A 12,718-nucleotide genomic window follows, 5' to 3' on the forward strand; every position below is an offset into this window, starting at 1 on the left:
CGTCGGTCCTTCTGCTCGAAGGACGGGAGGCCCTGGCTCGCCCAGGAATCGCGAGGCTACCTCCACCGCCTCGACGGTGGGAAGACGATCGGGCGGAGTTCGCCCGCCCGAACCGCGTCAGACCGGGGCGATCTCCACGCCCAGGGCCGCGAGGCGGGCGGCGCCGCCGTCTTCCGCCGTGAGCACCCACACCCCGTCCTCGAGTATCGCGACGGTGTGCTCCCAGTGGGCAGCCCTCGACCCGTCGCTCGAGACGACGGTCCAGTCGTCCTCGCACACGTGGGTCAGCTGGTCGCCACGGGTGACCATGGGTTCGACCGCGAGGCACATCCCGGGGCGGATCTTCGCTCCGCGCTCTCGGGTGCGGTAGTTCAGCACGTCCGGAGGCTGGTGCATCGCTGTGCCGATGCCGTGCCCGACGTAGTCCTCGACGATGCCGTAGCGGGCACCGTCACGGTCGGCGGCCTCGGAGACCGAGTCGTCGACAGCGTTCGCGACAGCGCTCAGACGCTCCCCTGACGCGAGAGCCGCGACGCCGGCCCACATCGCGTCGTCCGTGGCGCGGATGAGGGCCAGGTCGCGCGGGTCGGCGGCGTCCTCTCCCCCGACGACGAAGGACACCGCGGCGTCGGCGTGCCAGCCGTCGACGATCGCTCCGCAGTCCACCGAGACCAGGTCTCCGTCAGCCAGGACCCGGCCGCCGGGGATGCCGTGGATCACGGCGTCGTTGACCGAGACGCAGACCGTCGCAGGGAAGCCCTCGTACCCGAGGAAGGACGCCGTGGCTCCGGCGTCGGCGATCACGGCCGCGGCGACGGCGTCGAGATCTGCTGTGGTCAGGCCAGCAGCCGCAGCATCTTCGACAGCCTTCAGGGCCGCAGCGACCACGAGCCCGGCCTTGCGCATGCACGCCACCTGCTCAGGCGTCTTGTACTCGATCTTCTCGCGGCCGAACATCGTGGTCTTCTGTCTCTCAGGAGTGCAGGTGGTCGAGCGCACCGAGCAGGCGGGTGGTGACCTCGTCGACGGAACCGATGCCGTCGACCTGGGCCAGGGCGCCACGCTCGGCGTACAGCCGGGCGATCGGCGCGGTCTGCTCGGCGTAGACCGAGAGACGGTGCCGGATGACGGGTTCGGTGTCGTCCGCGCGACCCTCGATCTCGGCACGGCCCAGGAGCCGCTCGACGACGATCTCGGGGTCGGCGGTGATCTCGACGGCCCCGTCGAGCGTCAGCCCGAGGTCCGTGAGGATCGTGTCGAGCTCAGCGACCTGGGCCACGTTGCGCGGGTAGCCGTCGAGGATGAACCCCTGCTCCCCCGCCGCGACCTTGGAGGCGAGCTTGTCGCGCACCATGGCGTTGGTGACCTCGTCGGGGACGAGCTCGCCCTTCGCCGTGTACTGCTGGGCGAGCAGACCGAGCTCGGTCTCACCCTTGATGTTCGAGCGGAAGATGTCGCCTGTCGAGATCGCCTCGATCTGGAGCGACTCGGCCAGGCGTGCGGCCTGGGTGCCCTTCCCCGCTCCGGGAGGGCCGAGGAGGACGATGCGTGCGCTCAACGGAGGAACCCTTCGTAGTGACGCTGCTGCAGCTGCGAGTCGATCTGCTTCACGGTCTCGAGACCGACACCGACGATGATGAGGATCGACGTACCACCGAACGGGATGTTGGTGCTGACGTCGAGCAGCAGGAACGTGATGGTCGGGATCAGCGCGATCAGAGCGAGGTAGATCGCTCCGGCCGAGGTGATCCTCGTGATGACGTAGTCGAGGTACTCGGCGGTCGGGCGGCCGGCACGGATGCCGGGCACGAAGCCGCCGTACTTCTTCATGTTGTCGGCTACCTCGTCCGGGTTGAACGTGATGGCCGTGTAGAAGAAGCAGAAGAAGAGGATGAGGAGCACGTAGAGCACGATGTGCAGAGGTGCCTCGGGCAGCGCGATGTTGCGCTGGACCCACTGCACCCAGCCTGCCTCGGGCGCCGCGAACTGGGCGATGAGTGCCGGAACCGCGAGCAGCGAGGACGCGAAGATCACGGGGATCACGCCGGCCATGTTGATCTTGATCGGGATGTACGTGGTCGAGCCGCCGTACATCTTGCGACCGACCATGCGCTTGGCGTACTGGACCGGGATGCGTCGCTGGGACTGCTCGACGAAGACGACCAGCGCGACGACCACGAGGGTCACCAGGATGACGATGATGAACTTCTGCACGCCACCGGCACCGCCGGCGATCGAGAAGAGCGCGGGCGGGAAGCTCGCGGCGATCGACGTGAAGATCAGCAGCGACATGCCGTTGCCGACACCACGCTCGCTGATGAGCTCACCGAGCCACATGATCAGGCCGGCACCACCGGTCATCGTGATGACGATGAGCAGCGAGGTCATGAAGCTGTCGTTCGGGATGACGTCGCAGCCCGGCAGCAGCTGACCGTTGCGCGCCATGGTCACGTAGGTCGTGGCCTGCAGGACGGCGAGGCCGATGGTGAGGTAGCGGGTGTACTGCGTGAGCTTCGCGGTACCCGACTGGCCCTCCTTGTGGAGCGCCTCGAAGTGAGGGATCACGACGCGGAGCAGCTGCACGATGATGCTCGCGGTGATGTACGGCATGATGCCGAGCGCGAAGATCGACAGCTGCAGCAGCGCGCCGCCGCTGAAGAGGTTCACCAGACCGAGGAGCTCTCCGCTGCCACCGTCGGCGAGGCAGGCCTGCACGTTCCCGTAGTCGATGCCCGGGGACGGCACGAAGGAGCCGACACGGAACAGCGCCATGATCGAGATCGTGAACAGCAGCTTGCGCCGCAGGTCGGGCGTGCGGAACGCCCTTGCGAATGCGCTGAGCACCAAGTCCTCCTGGTCCGCCGAGGCGGGAAGTCGTCACCGTCTGTGCGGCGTGTGGAGTCGGCACCGAGTGCTCGGCGCCTGTCGATCGCGCGCCGCTGACTCCAGCGGCGCGGGTGTGACTGGACGAGTCTAGTGGATGGCCTGGTCGGACCCGGACATCTGGACCCGCAGACGACAGCAGGGCCGGGAGCGCGTGTGCGCTGCCGGCCCTGCTGTGTGTGTCATGCCTGTGAGACGGAACCGCCAGCTGCAAGGATCTTGTCCTTGGCGGAGCCCGAGAGACGGTCGACCGTCACGTCGAGCTTCACGGTCAGCTCGCCCGTGCCGAGGACCTTGACGAGCTCGCCCTTGCGGACGGCGCCCTTCGCGACAAGGTCGTCCACCGTGACAGATCCACCCTCAGGGTAGAGCGCCGACAGCTTCTCCAGGTTCACGACCTGGTACTCGGTGCGGAACGGGTTCTTGAAGCCACGGAGCTTCGGAAGCCGCATGTGCAGCGGCATCTGTCCACCCTCGAAGCGCTCAGGAACCTGGTAGCGGGCCTTCTGGCCCTTGGTCCCGCGTCCAGCGGTCTTACCCTTGGACGCCTCACCACGACCCACGCGGGTCTTGGCGGTCTTGGCACCCGGAGCAGGACGCAGGTGGTGGACCTTGAGGGTCCCACCTGCACCGGCTGCGGCCACCGGCTCGACAGCCTCGGCCTTGGCGGCCTTGGTCGTCTTCGCCTTCGGGGCTGCCTTGGCGGGCGCCTCGGCTGCAGACTTCGCAGCAGGAGCCTTCTTGGCAGCGGTCTTCTTCACGGGTGCGTCGGTCTCGACGGCCGCGTCCTTCTTGTCTGACTTCTCAGCCATGATCACTCGACCTCCTCGACGGTGACGAGGTGCGCCACCGTGACGACCATCCCGCGGATCTCCGGGCGGTCTTCCTTCACGGCGGTGTCACCGATCCGCTTGAGGCCCAGAGTGCGCAGGGTGTCGCGCTGATTCTGCTTGCCGCCGATGGCGGACTTGACCTGGGTCACCTTGAGACGGGCCATCATGCACCTGCCTCTGCTGCCGGAGCCTTGCCCGCTGCCTGCGCACGGAGCATGGCCGCCGGGGCGACGTGCTCGAGCGGAAGGCCACGACGAGCAGCAACCTGCTCGGGGAGCTCGAGGCCGCGGAGCGCCGCCACCGTCGCGTGGACGATGTTGATGGCGTTCGAGGACCCGAGGGACTTCGAGAGCACGTCGTGGATGCCGGCGCACTCCAGCACGGCGCGGACCGGTCCACCGGCGATCACACCGGTTCCCGGTGCGGCCGGACGGAGGAAGACGACACCAGCGGCTGCCTCGCCCGTGACGGGGTGAGGAACCGTGCCCTGGATGCGAGGGACCTTGAAGAAGTTCTTCTTGGCCTCTTCGACACCCTTGGCGATGGCCGCGGGAACTTCCTTGGCCTTGCCGTAGCCGACGCCGACGGTTCCGTCGCCGTCACCCACCACGACGAGAGCGGTGAAGCTGAAGCGACGACCACCCTTGACGACCTTGGCGACACGGTTGATGGTGACGACGCGCTCGACAAAAGCGCTCTTCTCAGCGGCGTCACCGCGACGACCGTCTCCGCCGCGGCCTCCGCCGCGACGGTCGTTCCTACGGTCGCTGTTGTTGTTCTCGGTGGTGGCGCCGCCCGTGGGGGCGCCGGTGGTGCTGCGCTGCCCTGCAGCCATCAGAGAGTCCTTTGCTTCGATGCGGAAGTGGTTCGCGTCATCACAGGGCCAGACCGCCTTCGCGGGCCCCGTCGGCGACTGCTGCCACTCGGCCGTGGTACTTGTTGCCCCCGCGGTCGAAGACGACTGCCTCGACACCAGCGGCCTTGGCACGCTCGGCGACGAGCTCGCCGATCTTGCGAGCCTTGGCGGTCTTGTCGCCGTCGAAGGCACGAAGGTCGGCCTCGAGGGTCGACGCCGAGGCGACGGTCTTGCCGACTGTGTCGTCCACGACCTGAGCGGTCATGTGACGAGCAGAGCGGGTAACCACGAGACGCGGCTGAGCAGCCGTGCCCGAGATCTTCTTGCGCAGGCGGAAGTGGCGGCGCTGACGCGCGACGGCCTTGCCCTTGCCCATGATCTTGAGAGCCATGGTTACTTACCAGCCTTTCCGGCCTTGCGACGGACGATCTCGCCCGCGTAACGCACACCCTTGCCCTTGTAAGGCTCAGGCTTGCGGATCTTGCGGATGTTCGCAGCGACCTCGCCCACCTGCTGCTTGTCGATGCCGCTGACCGAGAACTTGGTCGGGGCCTCGACGGCGAAGCTGATGCCCTCGGGGGCCGAGATGACCACCGGGTGGCTGAAGCCGAGTGCGAACTCGAGGTCGGAACCCTTTGCCGTCACGCGGTAACCGGTGCCGACGATCTCGAGCTTCTTCTCGTAGCCCTGGGTCACACCGGTGATGATGTTGGCCAGGAGCGTACGGGTGAGCCCGTGCAGGGCGCGTGAGGTGCGCTCGTCGTTGGGACGGGTGACCGCGAGGGCACCGTCCTCCGCGAGCGAGACCTCGATGGGGGCGGGGATGACGTGCTCGAGGGTTCCCTTGGGACCCTTGACCGTCACCAGCGCTCCGCTGATGCTGACGTCCACTCCGGAAGGAACCGGGACGGGGACTTTGCCGATACGGGACATGGCTATCTCCTCTCCGTCTTCCGATTACCAGACGTAGGCGAGGACTTCCCCACCCACGCCCTTCTGTGCGGCCTGCTTGTCGGTCAGGAGGCCTGAGGACGTGGACAGGATCGCCACACCCAGACCGCCGAGGACCTTCGGCAGGTTCGTGGACTTCGCGTACACACGAAGACCAGGCTTCGAGATACGGCGGATGCCGGCGAGCGAACGCTCGCGGCTCGGGCCGAACTTCAGCTGGATGGTGAGGTACTTGCCCACGGGCGCGTCCTCGACGGTCCAGCCAGAGATGTATCCCTCGGCCTGCAAAATCTCAGCAATGTGCGACTTCAGCTTCGAGAACGGCATCTGAACCGTCTCGTGGTAAGCCGAGTTCGCGTTACGCAGACGCGTGAGCATGTCTGCGATCGGGTCGGTCATCGTCATTGGGCTGTAGCCCTTCCTCGCCGGGGTATCCGGTCCGTGCCTCTACGGGCACCGTCCGGACCTACGACGTAGTTGTTACCAGCTGCTCTTGGTGACGCCGGGAAGCTCGCCGCGGTGTGCCATCTCGCGCACACAGATACGGCAGAGTCCGAACTTGCGGTACACAGAGTGCGGGCGACCGCACTTCTGGCACCGGGTGTAGGCACGAACCGCGAACTTGGGCTTTGCGGCTGCCTTGTTGACCAGGGCCTTCTTCGCCATGTCAGAGCTCCTTGAAGGGGAAGCCGAGACGCTTCAGGAGCGAACGGCCCTCAGCGTCGGTGGTCGCGGTCGTCACGATGGTGATGTCCATACCGCGAACGCGGTCGACCTTGTCGGGGTCGATCTCGTGGAACATGGACTGCTCGTTCAGACCGAACGTGTAGTTGCCGTGACCGTCGAACTGCTTGGGCGAGAGCCCACGGAAGTCACGGATACGCGGGAGCGCGATCGACAGCAGACGGTCGGCGAACTCCCACATGCGGTCGCCGCGCAGCGTCACGTGGGCGCCGATGGGCATCCCCTCGCGAAGCTTGAACTGGGCGATCGACTTGCGGGCCTTCGTGACCTGCGGCTTCTGACCGGTGATGGCTGTGAGGTCGCGGATGGCGCCCTCGATCAGCTTGGCGTCCTTCGCAGCGTCTCCGACACCCATGTTGACGACGATCTTCGTGAGACCGGCGACCTGGTTGACGTTCTCGTGCGAGAACTCCTCGTGGAGCGCCGGGAGGATCTCCGCGGCGTAGCGGGCCTTGAGGCGAGGCTGTGCCTTCGCGTACGTCTCAGTGCTCATCAGATGTCCTTCGCGGTGTCGCCGTGACCGCGGGTCACGCGGACACGGACCGTACGAGTACGACCGTCTCGCTCGACCTGCTCGGTGCGTGCACCGATGCGCTTGCCGCGCTTGGCCTCGGCGTCGTAGAACTGCACGTTGCTGACGTGGATCGGAGCCTCGACAGACTCGATCCCGCCCGTGCGGGTCCCACGCTGGGTCTGGCCGACCTTGACGTGCTTGGTGACGCGCTGGACACCCTCGACGATGACGCGGTCCGAGTCCGTGAGGACCTCGAGGACGCGACCAGTCTTGCCCTTGTCACGACCGGCGATCACGATCACCGTGTCGCCCTTCTTGATCTTCGCCATGTTCAGAGCACCTCCATCGCCAGCGAGATGATCTTCATGAACTTCTTGTCGCGCAGCTCGCGGCCGACAGGGCCGAAGATGCGGGTTCCACGGGGCTCGCCGTCAGCCTTGAGGATGACAGCGGCGTTCTCGTCGAACTTGATGTAGGAACCGTCGGGACGACGGCGCTCCTTGGTGGTCCGGACGATGACGGCCTTGACCACATCGCCCTTCTTGACGTTGCCGCCGGGGATCGCATCCTTGACGGTTGCGACGATGGTGTCGCCGATACCGGCGTAGCGACGGCCCGACCCACCGAGAACACGGATGCAGAGAATCTCCTTGGCACCCGTGTTGTCGGCGACTCGAAGTCGCGACTCCTGCTGGATCATGTGATGAACTCCTGTCGTCGAGCTGGTTCTCGTCGCAACGAGCCTTGCCGAACGGATAGCTGACAAGCACTGTAGTAGCTCGTCTCACCCCTGTGGGGCGGACCCGTGGTGACCACGGGTCCGCCCCTCAGGCGTCAGATCTCTACTTCCAAGTGCTGGTGTTACTTGGCCTTCTCGAGGATCTCCACCAGTCGCCACCGCTTGGTGGCGGACAGCGGGCGGGTCTCCATGATGAGGACGAGGTCGCCAGTACCAGCAGCATTCTGCTCGTCGTGCGCCTTGACCTTCGAGGTACGTCGGATCACCTTACCGTAGAGCGGGTGCTTGACCCGGTCTTCGACCTCGATGACGACGGTCTTGTCCATCTTGTCGCTCACCACGTAGCCGCGCCGCGTCTTGCGGTTCGGCCGGCTGGCGGCGACGTCCTGCTCTGCAGCTGCCTCAGCAGTTGTCTTCTCGCTCATGTCAGCCTCACTCACTCACGCTCGGTGCGGTACGGATGCCGAGCTCGCGCTCACGCAGGATCGTGTAGATCCGCGCGATGTCGCGACGAACAGCCTTGAGCCGACCGTGGCTCTCCAGCTGGCCGGTGGCCGACTGGAAGCGGAGGTTGAAGAGCTCCTTCTTGGACTTCTCCAGCTCGGCGACAAGCTTCTCGTCGTCGAAGCCGTCCAGCTCGCTAGGAGCCAGATCCTTGGTTCCGAAAGCCATCAGTTGCCACCACCCTCGCGCACCACGAAACGGCACTTCATCGGGAGCTTGTGGATAGCGCGACGCATAGCCTCCCGGGCCAGATCTTCCGGGACACCGGCGAGTTCGAAGACGATCCGGCCGGGCTTGACGTTCGCGATCCACCACTCGGGGGAACCCTTACCTGAACCCATTCGGGTCTCCGCAGGCTTCTTGGTCAGCGGACGGTCAGGGTAGATGTTGATCCAGACCTTGCCACCACGCTTGATGTGGCGGGTCATGGCGATACGAGCAGCCTCGATCTGACGGTTCGTGACGTAGGCCGGCTCGAGAGCCTGGATTCCGTACTCGCCGAACGCGATCGTGGTACCACCGGTCGCGGCGCCGGAGCGCCCCGGGTGGTGCTGCTTGCGGTGCTTCAGCCTGCGCGGGATCAGCATGCTCAGGCCTCCGTTCCGGTCGGAGCGGCCGGGGCAGCCTCTGCCGGAGCAGCAGCAGCCTGGTCGGCCTGTGCGGGCGCCTCGGCAGCGGCCGGACGCTCGTTACGACGGCCGCCGCGAGCGGGACGCTCGCCGCGCGGGCCACCACGGGGCGCGCGAGGCGCCTGGTTCGCCTGCGAAGCCGCGAACTCCTTCTCCGTCATGTCGCCCTTGTAGATCCACACCTTGACGCCGATACGGCCGAAGGTGGTGCGGGCCTCGAAGAAGCCGTAGTCGATGTTCGCGCGGAGGGTGTGCAGCGGCACACGGCCTTCGCGGTAGAACTCGCTGCGGCTCATCTCTGCGCCACCGAGACGACCGGAGCACTGGACACGGATGCCCTTGGCACCGGCGCGCTGGGCGGACTGCATGCCCTTGCGCATCGCACGGCGGAACGAGACACGGCTCGCGAGCTGCTCGGCGATCCCCTGGGCCACGAGCTGAGAATCGATCTCAGCGTTCTTGACCTCGAGGATGTTGAGCTGGACCTGCTTGCCAGTGAGCTTCTCGAGCTCGCCGCGGATGCGGTCTGCCTCGGCGCCACGACGACCGATCACGATGCCCGGACGGGCTGTGTGGATGTCGACGCGGACGCGGTCGCGGGTGCGCTCGATCTCAACCTTCGAGATTCCAGCGCGCTCGAGGCCGGTGCTCATGAGCTTGCGGATCTGGACGTCCTCACGGACGTAGTCGCGGTAGCGCTGACCGGGCTTGGTGCTGTCGGCGAACCACCGCGAGCGGTGGTCGGTCGTGATGCCGAGACGGTACCCGTGCGGGTGAACCTTCTGTCCCACTATCGGGCCCTTCCCTTCGTGTCTTCGCGCGGGGCGACAACCACGGTGATGTGGCTGGTCCGCTTGAGGATCTGGCTGGCTCGCCCCTGAGCGCGGGGGCGGAACCGCTTGAGGGTCGGCCCCTCGTCGACGAACGCGGCCGTGACGACGAGCTGCTGCTCGTCGAACGCCACGCTCGCACGGTCTGCCTTGACCCGTGCGTTCGCGATCGCGCTCTCCACGACCTTGCGAATCGGCTCGGAGGCGGCCTGCGGTGCGAACTTCAGCACCGCGACGGCCTCAGAGGCCTGCTTGCCACGGATGAGATCCACGACGCGCCGGGCCTTCTGGGGCGTGACGCGGATGAACCGCACCTGCGCCTTGGCTTCCATTGCTGTCCTGCCTTCTTGTCTGGTCATGACCAAGAGGTCCCTGTCGCTGCTGACCCGGGGGTCAGCGGCGACGGCCCTTCTTGTCGTCCTTCACGTGGCCGCGGAAGGTGCGCGTCGGAGCGAACTCGCCGAGCTTGTGACCCACCATCGACTCGGTGACGAACACCGGGGTGTGCTTGCGTCCGTCGTGCACGGCAAACGTGTGACCGAGGAAGTCGGGCGTGATGACCGACCGACGGGACCAGGTCTTGATGACGTTCTTGGTCCCCTTCTCGTTCTGGACGTCCACCTTCTTCTGAAGGTGGCCGTCAACGAAGGGGCCCTTCTTGAGGCTACGAGGCATCTGTCAGGCTCCTTATCAACGCTTCTTGTTGCCGGTACGACGGCGACGGACGATGAGCTTGTCGCTCGCCTTGTTGGGACGACGGGTGCGACCCTCTGCCTGGCCCCAGGGGCTGACAGGGTGACGACCACCAGAGGTCTTCCCTTCACCACCACCGTGCGGGTGGTCGACGGGGTTCATGGCGACACCACGGACTGTCGGGCGCTTGCCCTTCCAGCGCATGCGGCCGGCCTTGCCCCAGTTGATGTTCGACTGCTCGGCGTTGCCCACCTCGCCGACCGTGGCGCGGCAGCGCAGGTCGACGTTGCGGATCTCGCCGGACGGCATGCGCAGCTGCGCGAAGTTGCCGTCCTTGGCGACGAGCTGCACCGACACACCGGCCGAACGTGCGATCTTCGCGCCGCCGCCGGGCTTGAGCTCGATGGCGTGGATGACCGTACCGGTCGGGATGTTGCGAAGAGGCAGGTTGTTGCCGGGCTTGATGTCAGCACCGGCACCGTTCTCGATCGCGTCACCCTGACGCAGCTTGTTCGGAGCGATGATGTAGCGCTTCTCGCCGTCCGCGTAGTGCAGCAGCGCGATGCGGGCGGTCCGGTTCGGGTCGTACTCGATGTGAGCGACCTTGGCGGGCACGCCGTCCTTGTCGTGGCGACGGAAGTCGATGACGCGGTACGCACGCTTGTGGCCACCACCCTTGTGACGGGTGGTGATACGGCCGGAGCTGTTACGGCCACCGGTCTTGTGGAGCGGGCGGATCAGCGACTTCTCCGGCTCCGAGCGCGTGATCTCGACGAAGTCGGCGACACTGGCGCCGCGGCGTCCGGGCGTCGTCGGCTTGTACTTACGGATTCCCATGGGGATCTGTCCTCAATCTGCTCTCGGCCGGCTCAGCCGACCGGGCCACCGAACATGTCAATCGAACCCTCACGGAGGGAGACGATTGCACGCTTGGTGTCCTTGCGCTTGCCGATACCGAAACGGGTCCGCCGGGTCTTGCCCTTGCGGTTGATCGTGTTGACGGAGGCGACCTTGACATCGAAGATCTTCTCGATGGCGATCTTGATCTCCGTCTTGTTCGACCGCGGGTCGACGAGGAAGGTGTACTTCCCCTCGTCGAGCAGGCCGTAGCTCTTCTCCGAGAGGACCGGCGCGATCAGGATGTCGCGGGGGTCCTTCTGGACGGTGGTGCTCACTTGGCGTCCTCCTTCGCGAGCTGTGCCGACTCGGACTCGGTCGCGACGGCCTTGACCGAAGAACCTGTCGTGGGCCCGGCGAGGAACGCGTCGAGCGCGCCCTGCGTGAAGACCACGTCGTCAGAGACGAGCACGTCGTAGGTGTTGAGCTGGTCAGCGACCAGGAGGTGCACCTGCTCAGCGTTGCGGAGCGACTTCACCGTGAGCTCGTCACCGCGCTCGAGCACAACGAGGACGTTGCGACGAGGAGCGAGGTTGGAGAGCGAGGTGAGAGCCTGCTTGGTCGACGGCACGCCGTCGACACCAAAACCGGTGACGACGTGGATGCGGCCTGCGCGAGCCCGGTCGGACAGGGCGCCGCGGAGAGCAGCAGCCTTCATCTTCTTGGGGGTGCGCTGCGAGTAGTCGCGAGGCGTGGGGCCGTGGACGACTCCACCACCGGCGAACTGAGGAGCACGGGTCGAGCCCTGACGGGCACGGCCGGTCCCCTTCTGCTTGTACGGCTTGCGTCCACCACCGCGGACCTCGCCGCGGCTCTTGGTGTCGTGCGTACCCTGACGGGCTGCAGCGAGCTGCGCGACGACGACCTGGTGGATCAGCGGGATGTTCGTCTGGACGTCGAACACCTCGGCGGGCAGGTCGGTCGTGCCGGCCTTCTTGCCTGTGGCGTCGATGACGTCGACGGTGAGCGTTTCAGACATGTCTTCACGCACCCTTCGCGGCACTACGCACGAGGACGACGCCGCCCTTAGGTCCGGGAACTGCACCCTTGACGAGGAGCAGGCCCTTCTCGGCGTCGACCGCGTGAACGGTCAGGTTCTGCGTGGTCTGACGGTCAACACCCATCCGACCAGCCATGCGCACACCCTTGAACACGCGCGACGGGGTCGAGGCCCCACCGATCGAGCCGGGCTTGCGGTGGTTCTTGTGGGCACCGTGGGACGCGCCGACTCCGTGGAATCCGTGGCGCTTCATGACTCCTGCGAAGCCCTTACCCTTGGTGGTCCCGATGACGTCCACGACACTGCCGGAGGCGAAGGCCTCGGCGGTGAGCTCCTGGCCGAGCGTGAACTCGCCGGCGTCGGACGTACGGATCTCGGTCACGTGACGGCGCGGGGTGACCCCGGCCTTCTCGAAGTGACCCTTCAGCGGCTGCGAGACCTTGCGCGGGTCGATCTGGCCGTAGGCGAGCTGGACGGCTGCGTAGCCGTCGACCTCAGCTGTACGGACCTGGGTCACCACGTTGGTGCCGACCTGGACCACGGTCACGGGAACGAGGCGTCCTGCCTCGTCCCAGACCTGGGTCATCCCGAGCTTGGTTCCGAGCACGGCCGTGACGGGCCGTTCGTTCTGCTGGGTAGCCATAG

General features: G+C 66.3%; 23 protein-coding genes. All 23 read right to left on the reverse strand.

All coding sequences use genetic code 11. From position 1 onward, the window contains the following. Positions 1 to 117: 117 nt before the first annotated feature. The gene (gene map / locus SANBI_RS14385; protein WP_319156240.1) at positions 118 to 957 is read right to left on the reverse strand and encodes a type I methionyl aminopeptidase; all 840 of its coding nucleotides are present in this window, start codon (positions 955 to 957) and stop codon (positions 118 to 120) included. 16 nt (positions 958 to 973) lie between these two features. Continuing rightward, entirely contained in the window at positions 974 to 1,558 is a 585-nt protein-coding gene (locus SANBI_RS14390; RefSeq protein ID WP_319156242.1) for an adenylate kinase, read from the reverse strand. Continuing rightward, positions 1,555 to 2,844, reverse strand: a complete 1,290-nt coding sequence (gene secY / locus SANBI_RS14395) for a preprotein translocase subunit SecY (protein ID WP_056128707.1) — start codon at positions 2,842 to 2,844, stop codon at positions 1,555 to 1,557. Before secY ends, SANBI_RS14390 begins: the two co-directional genes overlap by 4 nt. A 221-nt stretch (positions 2,845 to 3,065) precedes the next feature. Beyond that, positions 3,066 to 3,695 (reverse strand): 50S ribosomal protein L15, encoded by a 630-nt coding sequence (gene rplO / locus SANBI_RS14400; protein WP_179912126.1) that lies wholly within the window; start codon positions 3,693 to 3,695, stop codon positions 3,066 to 3,068. Positions 3,696 to 3,697: 2 nt separating this feature from the next. Then, the gene (rpmD, locus tag SANBI_RS14405; RefSeq protein ID WP_012867926.1) at positions 3,698 to 3,880 is read right to left on the reverse strand and encodes a 50S ribosomal protein L30; all 183 of its coding nucleotides are present in this window, start codon (positions 3,878 to 3,880) and stop codon (positions 3,698 to 3,700) included. Further along, a complete protein-coding gene (gene rpsE / locus SANBI_RS14410; protein ID WP_056128705.1) occupies positions 3,880 to 4,551 on the reverse strand; it encodes a 30S ribosomal protein S5 in 672 nt (223 codons plus the stop codon). Before rpsE ends, rpmD begins: the two co-directional genes overlap by 1 nt. 40 nt (positions 4,552 to 4,591) lie before the next feature. Next, positions 4,592 to 4,963, reverse strand: coding sequence for a 50S ribosomal protein L18 (gene rplR / locus SANBI_RS14415; protein WP_056128702.1), 372 nt, complete (start codon positions 4,961 to 4,963; stop codon positions 4,592 to 4,594). A gap of 2 nt (positions 4,964 to 4,965) precedes the next feature. Then, complete coding sequence (gene rplF, locus SANBI_RS14420; protein ID WP_056128700.1) at positions 4,966 to 5,505, reverse strand: 50S ribosomal protein L6; 540 nt, start codon at positions 5,503 to 5,505, stop codon at positions 4,966 to 4,968. Positions 5,506 to 5,529: 24 nt separating this feature from the next. Further along, positions 5,530 to 5,928 (reverse strand): 30S ribosomal protein S8, encoded by a 399-nt coding sequence (gene rpsH / locus SANBI_RS14425; RefSeq protein ID WP_012867930.1) that lies wholly within the window; start codon positions 5,926 to 5,928, stop codon positions 5,530 to 5,532. A 75-nt stretch (positions 5,929 to 6,003) separates the two neighbouring features. Next, entirely contained in the window at positions 6,004 to 6,189 is a 186-nt protein-coding gene (locus tag SANBI_RS14430; protein ID WP_012867931.1) for a type Z 30S ribosomal protein S14, read from the reverse strand. Position 6,190: 1 nt separating this feature from the next. Then, positions 6,191 to 6,760 (reverse strand): 50S ribosomal protein L5, encoded by a 570-nt coding sequence (gene rplE / locus SANBI_RS14435; protein WP_012867932.1) that lies wholly within the window; start codon positions 6,758 to 6,760, stop codon positions 6,191 to 6,193. Beyond that, positions 6,760 to 7,110, reverse strand: coding sequence for a 50S ribosomal protein L24 (gene rplX, locus SANBI_RS14440; RefSeq protein WP_012867933.1), 351 nt, complete (start codon positions 7,108 to 7,110; stop codon positions 6,760 to 6,762). The genes rplE and rplX overlap by 1 nt, the downstream gene beginning before the upstream one ends. 2 nt (positions 7,111 to 7,112) lie before the next feature. Continuing rightward, positions 7,113 to 7,481 (reverse strand): 50S ribosomal protein L14, encoded by a 369-nt coding sequence (gene rplN / locus SANBI_RS14445; protein WP_319156252.1) that lies wholly within the window; start codon positions 7,479 to 7,481, stop codon positions 7,113 to 7,115. A gap of 161 nt (positions 7,482 to 7,642) precedes the next feature. After that, positions 7,643 to 7,945, reverse strand: a complete 303-nt coding sequence (gene rpsQ, locus SANBI_RS14450; protein ID WP_056128698.1) for a 30S ribosomal protein S17 — start codon at positions 7,943 to 7,945, stop codon at positions 7,643 to 7,645. A 7-nt stretch (positions 7,946 to 7,952) separates the two neighbouring features. After that, positions 7,953 to 8,192 carry a 50S ribosomal protein L29 gene (rpmC, locus tag SANBI_RS14455; protein ID WP_056128695.1) on the reverse strand — a complete coding sequence of 80 codons (240 nt, stop codon included), beginning with the start codon at positions 8,190 to 8,192 and terminating at the stop codon, positions 7,953 to 7,955. Beyond that, on the reverse strand, positions 8,192 to 8,611 hold the full coding sequence (rplP, locus tag SANBI_RS14460; RefSeq protein ID WP_319156256.1) for a 50S ribosomal protein L16: 420 nt from the start codon (positions 8,609 to 8,611) through the stop codon (positions 8,192 to 8,194). Before rplP ends, rpmC begins: the two co-directional genes overlap by 1 nt. Positions 8,612 to 8,613: 2 nt before the next feature. Beyond that, positions 8,614 to 9,444: a 30S ribosomal protein S3 gene (gene rpsC, locus SANBI_RS14465; protein ID WP_319156258.1), complete on the reverse strand. Its 831-nt coding sequence runs from the start codon at positions 9,442 to 9,444 to the stop codon at positions 8,614 to 8,616. Continuing rightward, positions 9,444 to 9,815 carry a 50S ribosomal protein L22 gene (rplV, locus tag SANBI_RS14470; protein WP_319156260.1) on the reverse strand — a complete coding sequence of 124 codons (372 nt, stop codon included), beginning with the start codon at positions 9,813 to 9,815 and terminating at the stop codon, positions 9,444 to 9,446. Before rplV ends, rpsC begins: the two co-directional genes overlap by 1 nt. Before the next feature lie 61 nt (positions 9,816 to 9,876). Then, positions 9,877 to 10,158, reverse strand: coding sequence for a 30S ribosomal protein S19 (gene rpsS, locus SANBI_RS14475; protein WP_012867940.1), 282 nt, complete (start codon positions 10,156 to 10,158; stop codon positions 9,877 to 9,879). Positions 10,159 to 10,173: 15 nt separating this feature from the next. Further along, positions 10,174 to 11,013 carry a 50S ribosomal protein L2 gene (rplB, locus tag SANBI_RS14480; RefSeq protein WP_319156264.1) on the reverse strand — a complete coding sequence of 280 codons (840 nt, stop codon included), beginning with the start codon at positions 11,011 to 11,013 and terminating at the stop codon, positions 10,174 to 10,176. Between the two features lie 32 nt (positions 11,014 to 11,045). Continuing rightward, entirely contained in the window at positions 11,046 to 11,351 is a 306-nt protein-coding gene (rplW, locus tag SANBI_RS14485) for a 50S ribosomal protein L23 (RefSeq protein ID WP_056128680.1), read from the reverse strand. Beyond that, positions 11,348 to 12,052 carry a 50S ribosomal protein L4 gene (gene rplD, locus SANBI_RS14490; protein WP_056130617.1) on the reverse strand — a complete coding sequence of 235 codons (705 nt, stop codon included), beginning with the start codon at positions 12,050 to 12,052 and terminating at the stop codon, positions 11,348 to 11,350. Before rplD ends, rplW begins: the two co-directional genes overlap by 4 nt. 4 nt (positions 12,053 to 12,056) lie before the next feature. Continuing rightward, the gene (gene rplC, locus SANBI_RS14495; protein WP_056128676.1) at positions 12,057 to 12,716 is read right to left on the reverse strand and encodes a 50S ribosomal protein L3; all 660 of its coding nucleotides are present in this window, start codon (positions 12,714 to 12,716) and stop codon (positions 12,057 to 12,059) included. Positions 12,717 to 12,718: the final 2 nt, after the last annotated feature.

It is taken from the genome of Sanguibacter biliveldensis (assembly GCF_033798665.1).
GTDB lineage: Bacteria > Actinomycetota > Actinomycetes > Actinomycetales > Cellulomonadaceae > Sanguibacter > Sanguibacter inulinus.

Coding starts and splice junctions, on each gene's coding strand:
- rplR (WP_056128702.1), bottom strand. CDS start 4,963: ATGGCTCTCAAGATCATGGGCAAGGGCAAGGCCGTCGCGCGTCAGCGC.
- rplN (WP_319156252.1), bottom strand. CDS start 7,481: ATGATCCAGCAGGAGTCGCGACTTCGAGTCGCCGACAACACGGGTGCC.
- rpsQ (WP_056128698.1), bottom strand. CDS start 7,945: ATGAGCGAGAAGACAACTGCTGAGGCAGCTGCAGAGCAGGACGTCGCC.
- rpsH (WP_012867930.1), bottom strand. CDS start 5,928: ATGACGATGACCGACCCGATCGCAGACATGCTCACGCGTCTGCGTAAC.
- rplP (WP_319156256.1), bottom strand. CDS start 8,611: ATGCTGATCCCGCGCAGGCTGAAGCACCGCAAGCAGCACCACCCGGGG.
- rpmD (WP_012867926.1), bottom strand. CDS start 3,880: ATGGCCCGTCTCAAGGTGACCCAGGTCAAGTCCGCCATCGGCGGCAAG.
- rpmC (WP_056128695.1), bottom strand. CDS start 8,192: ATGGCTTTCGGAACCAAGGATCTGGCTCCTAGCGAGCTGGACGGCTTC.
- rpsS (WP_012867940.1), bottom strand. CDS start 10,158: ATGCCTCGTAGCCTCAAGAAGGGCCCCTTCGTTGACGGCCACCTTCAG.
- rplX (WP_012867933.1), bottom strand. CDS start 7,110: ATGGCGAAGATCAAGAAGGGCGACACGGTGATCGTGATCGCCGGTCGT.
- rplD (WP_056130617.1), bottom strand. CDS start 12,052: ATGTCTGAAACGCTCACCGTCGACGTCATCGACGCCACAGGCAAGAAG.
- SANBI_RS14430 (WP_012867931.1), bottom strand. CDS start 6,189: ATGGCGAAGAAGGCCCTGGTCAACAAGGCAGCCGCAAAGCCCAAGTTC.
- rplV (WP_319156260.1), bottom strand. CDS start 9,815: ATGGAAGCCAAGGCGCAGGTGCGGTTCATCCGCGTCACGCCCCAGAAG.
- rplO (WP_179912126.1), bottom strand. CDS start 3,695: ATGGCTGAGAAGTCAGACAAGAAGGACGCGGCCGTCGAGACCGACGCA.
- rpsE (WP_056128705.1), bottom strand. CDS start 4,551: ATGGCTGCAGGGCAGCGCAGCACCACCGGCGCCCCCACGGGCGGCGCC.
- map (WP_319156240.1), bottom strand. CDS start 957: ATGTTCGGCCGCGAGAAGATCGAGTACAAGACGCCTGAGCAGGTGGCG.
- rplF (WP_056128700.1), bottom strand. CDS start 5,505: ATGTCCCGTATCGGCAAAGTCCCCGTCCCGGTTCCTTCCGGAGTGGAC.
- rplE (WP_012867932.1), bottom strand. CDS start 6,760: ATGAGCACTGAGACGTACGCGAAGGCACAGCCTCGCCTCAAGGCCCGC.
- rplC (WP_056128676.1), bottom strand. CDS start 12,716: ATGGCTACCCAGCAGAACGAACGGCCCGTCACGGCCGTGCTCGGAACC.
- rplB (WP_319156264.1), bottom strand. CDS start 11,013: ATGGGAATCCGTAAGTACAAGCCGACGACGCCCGGACGCCGCGGCGCC.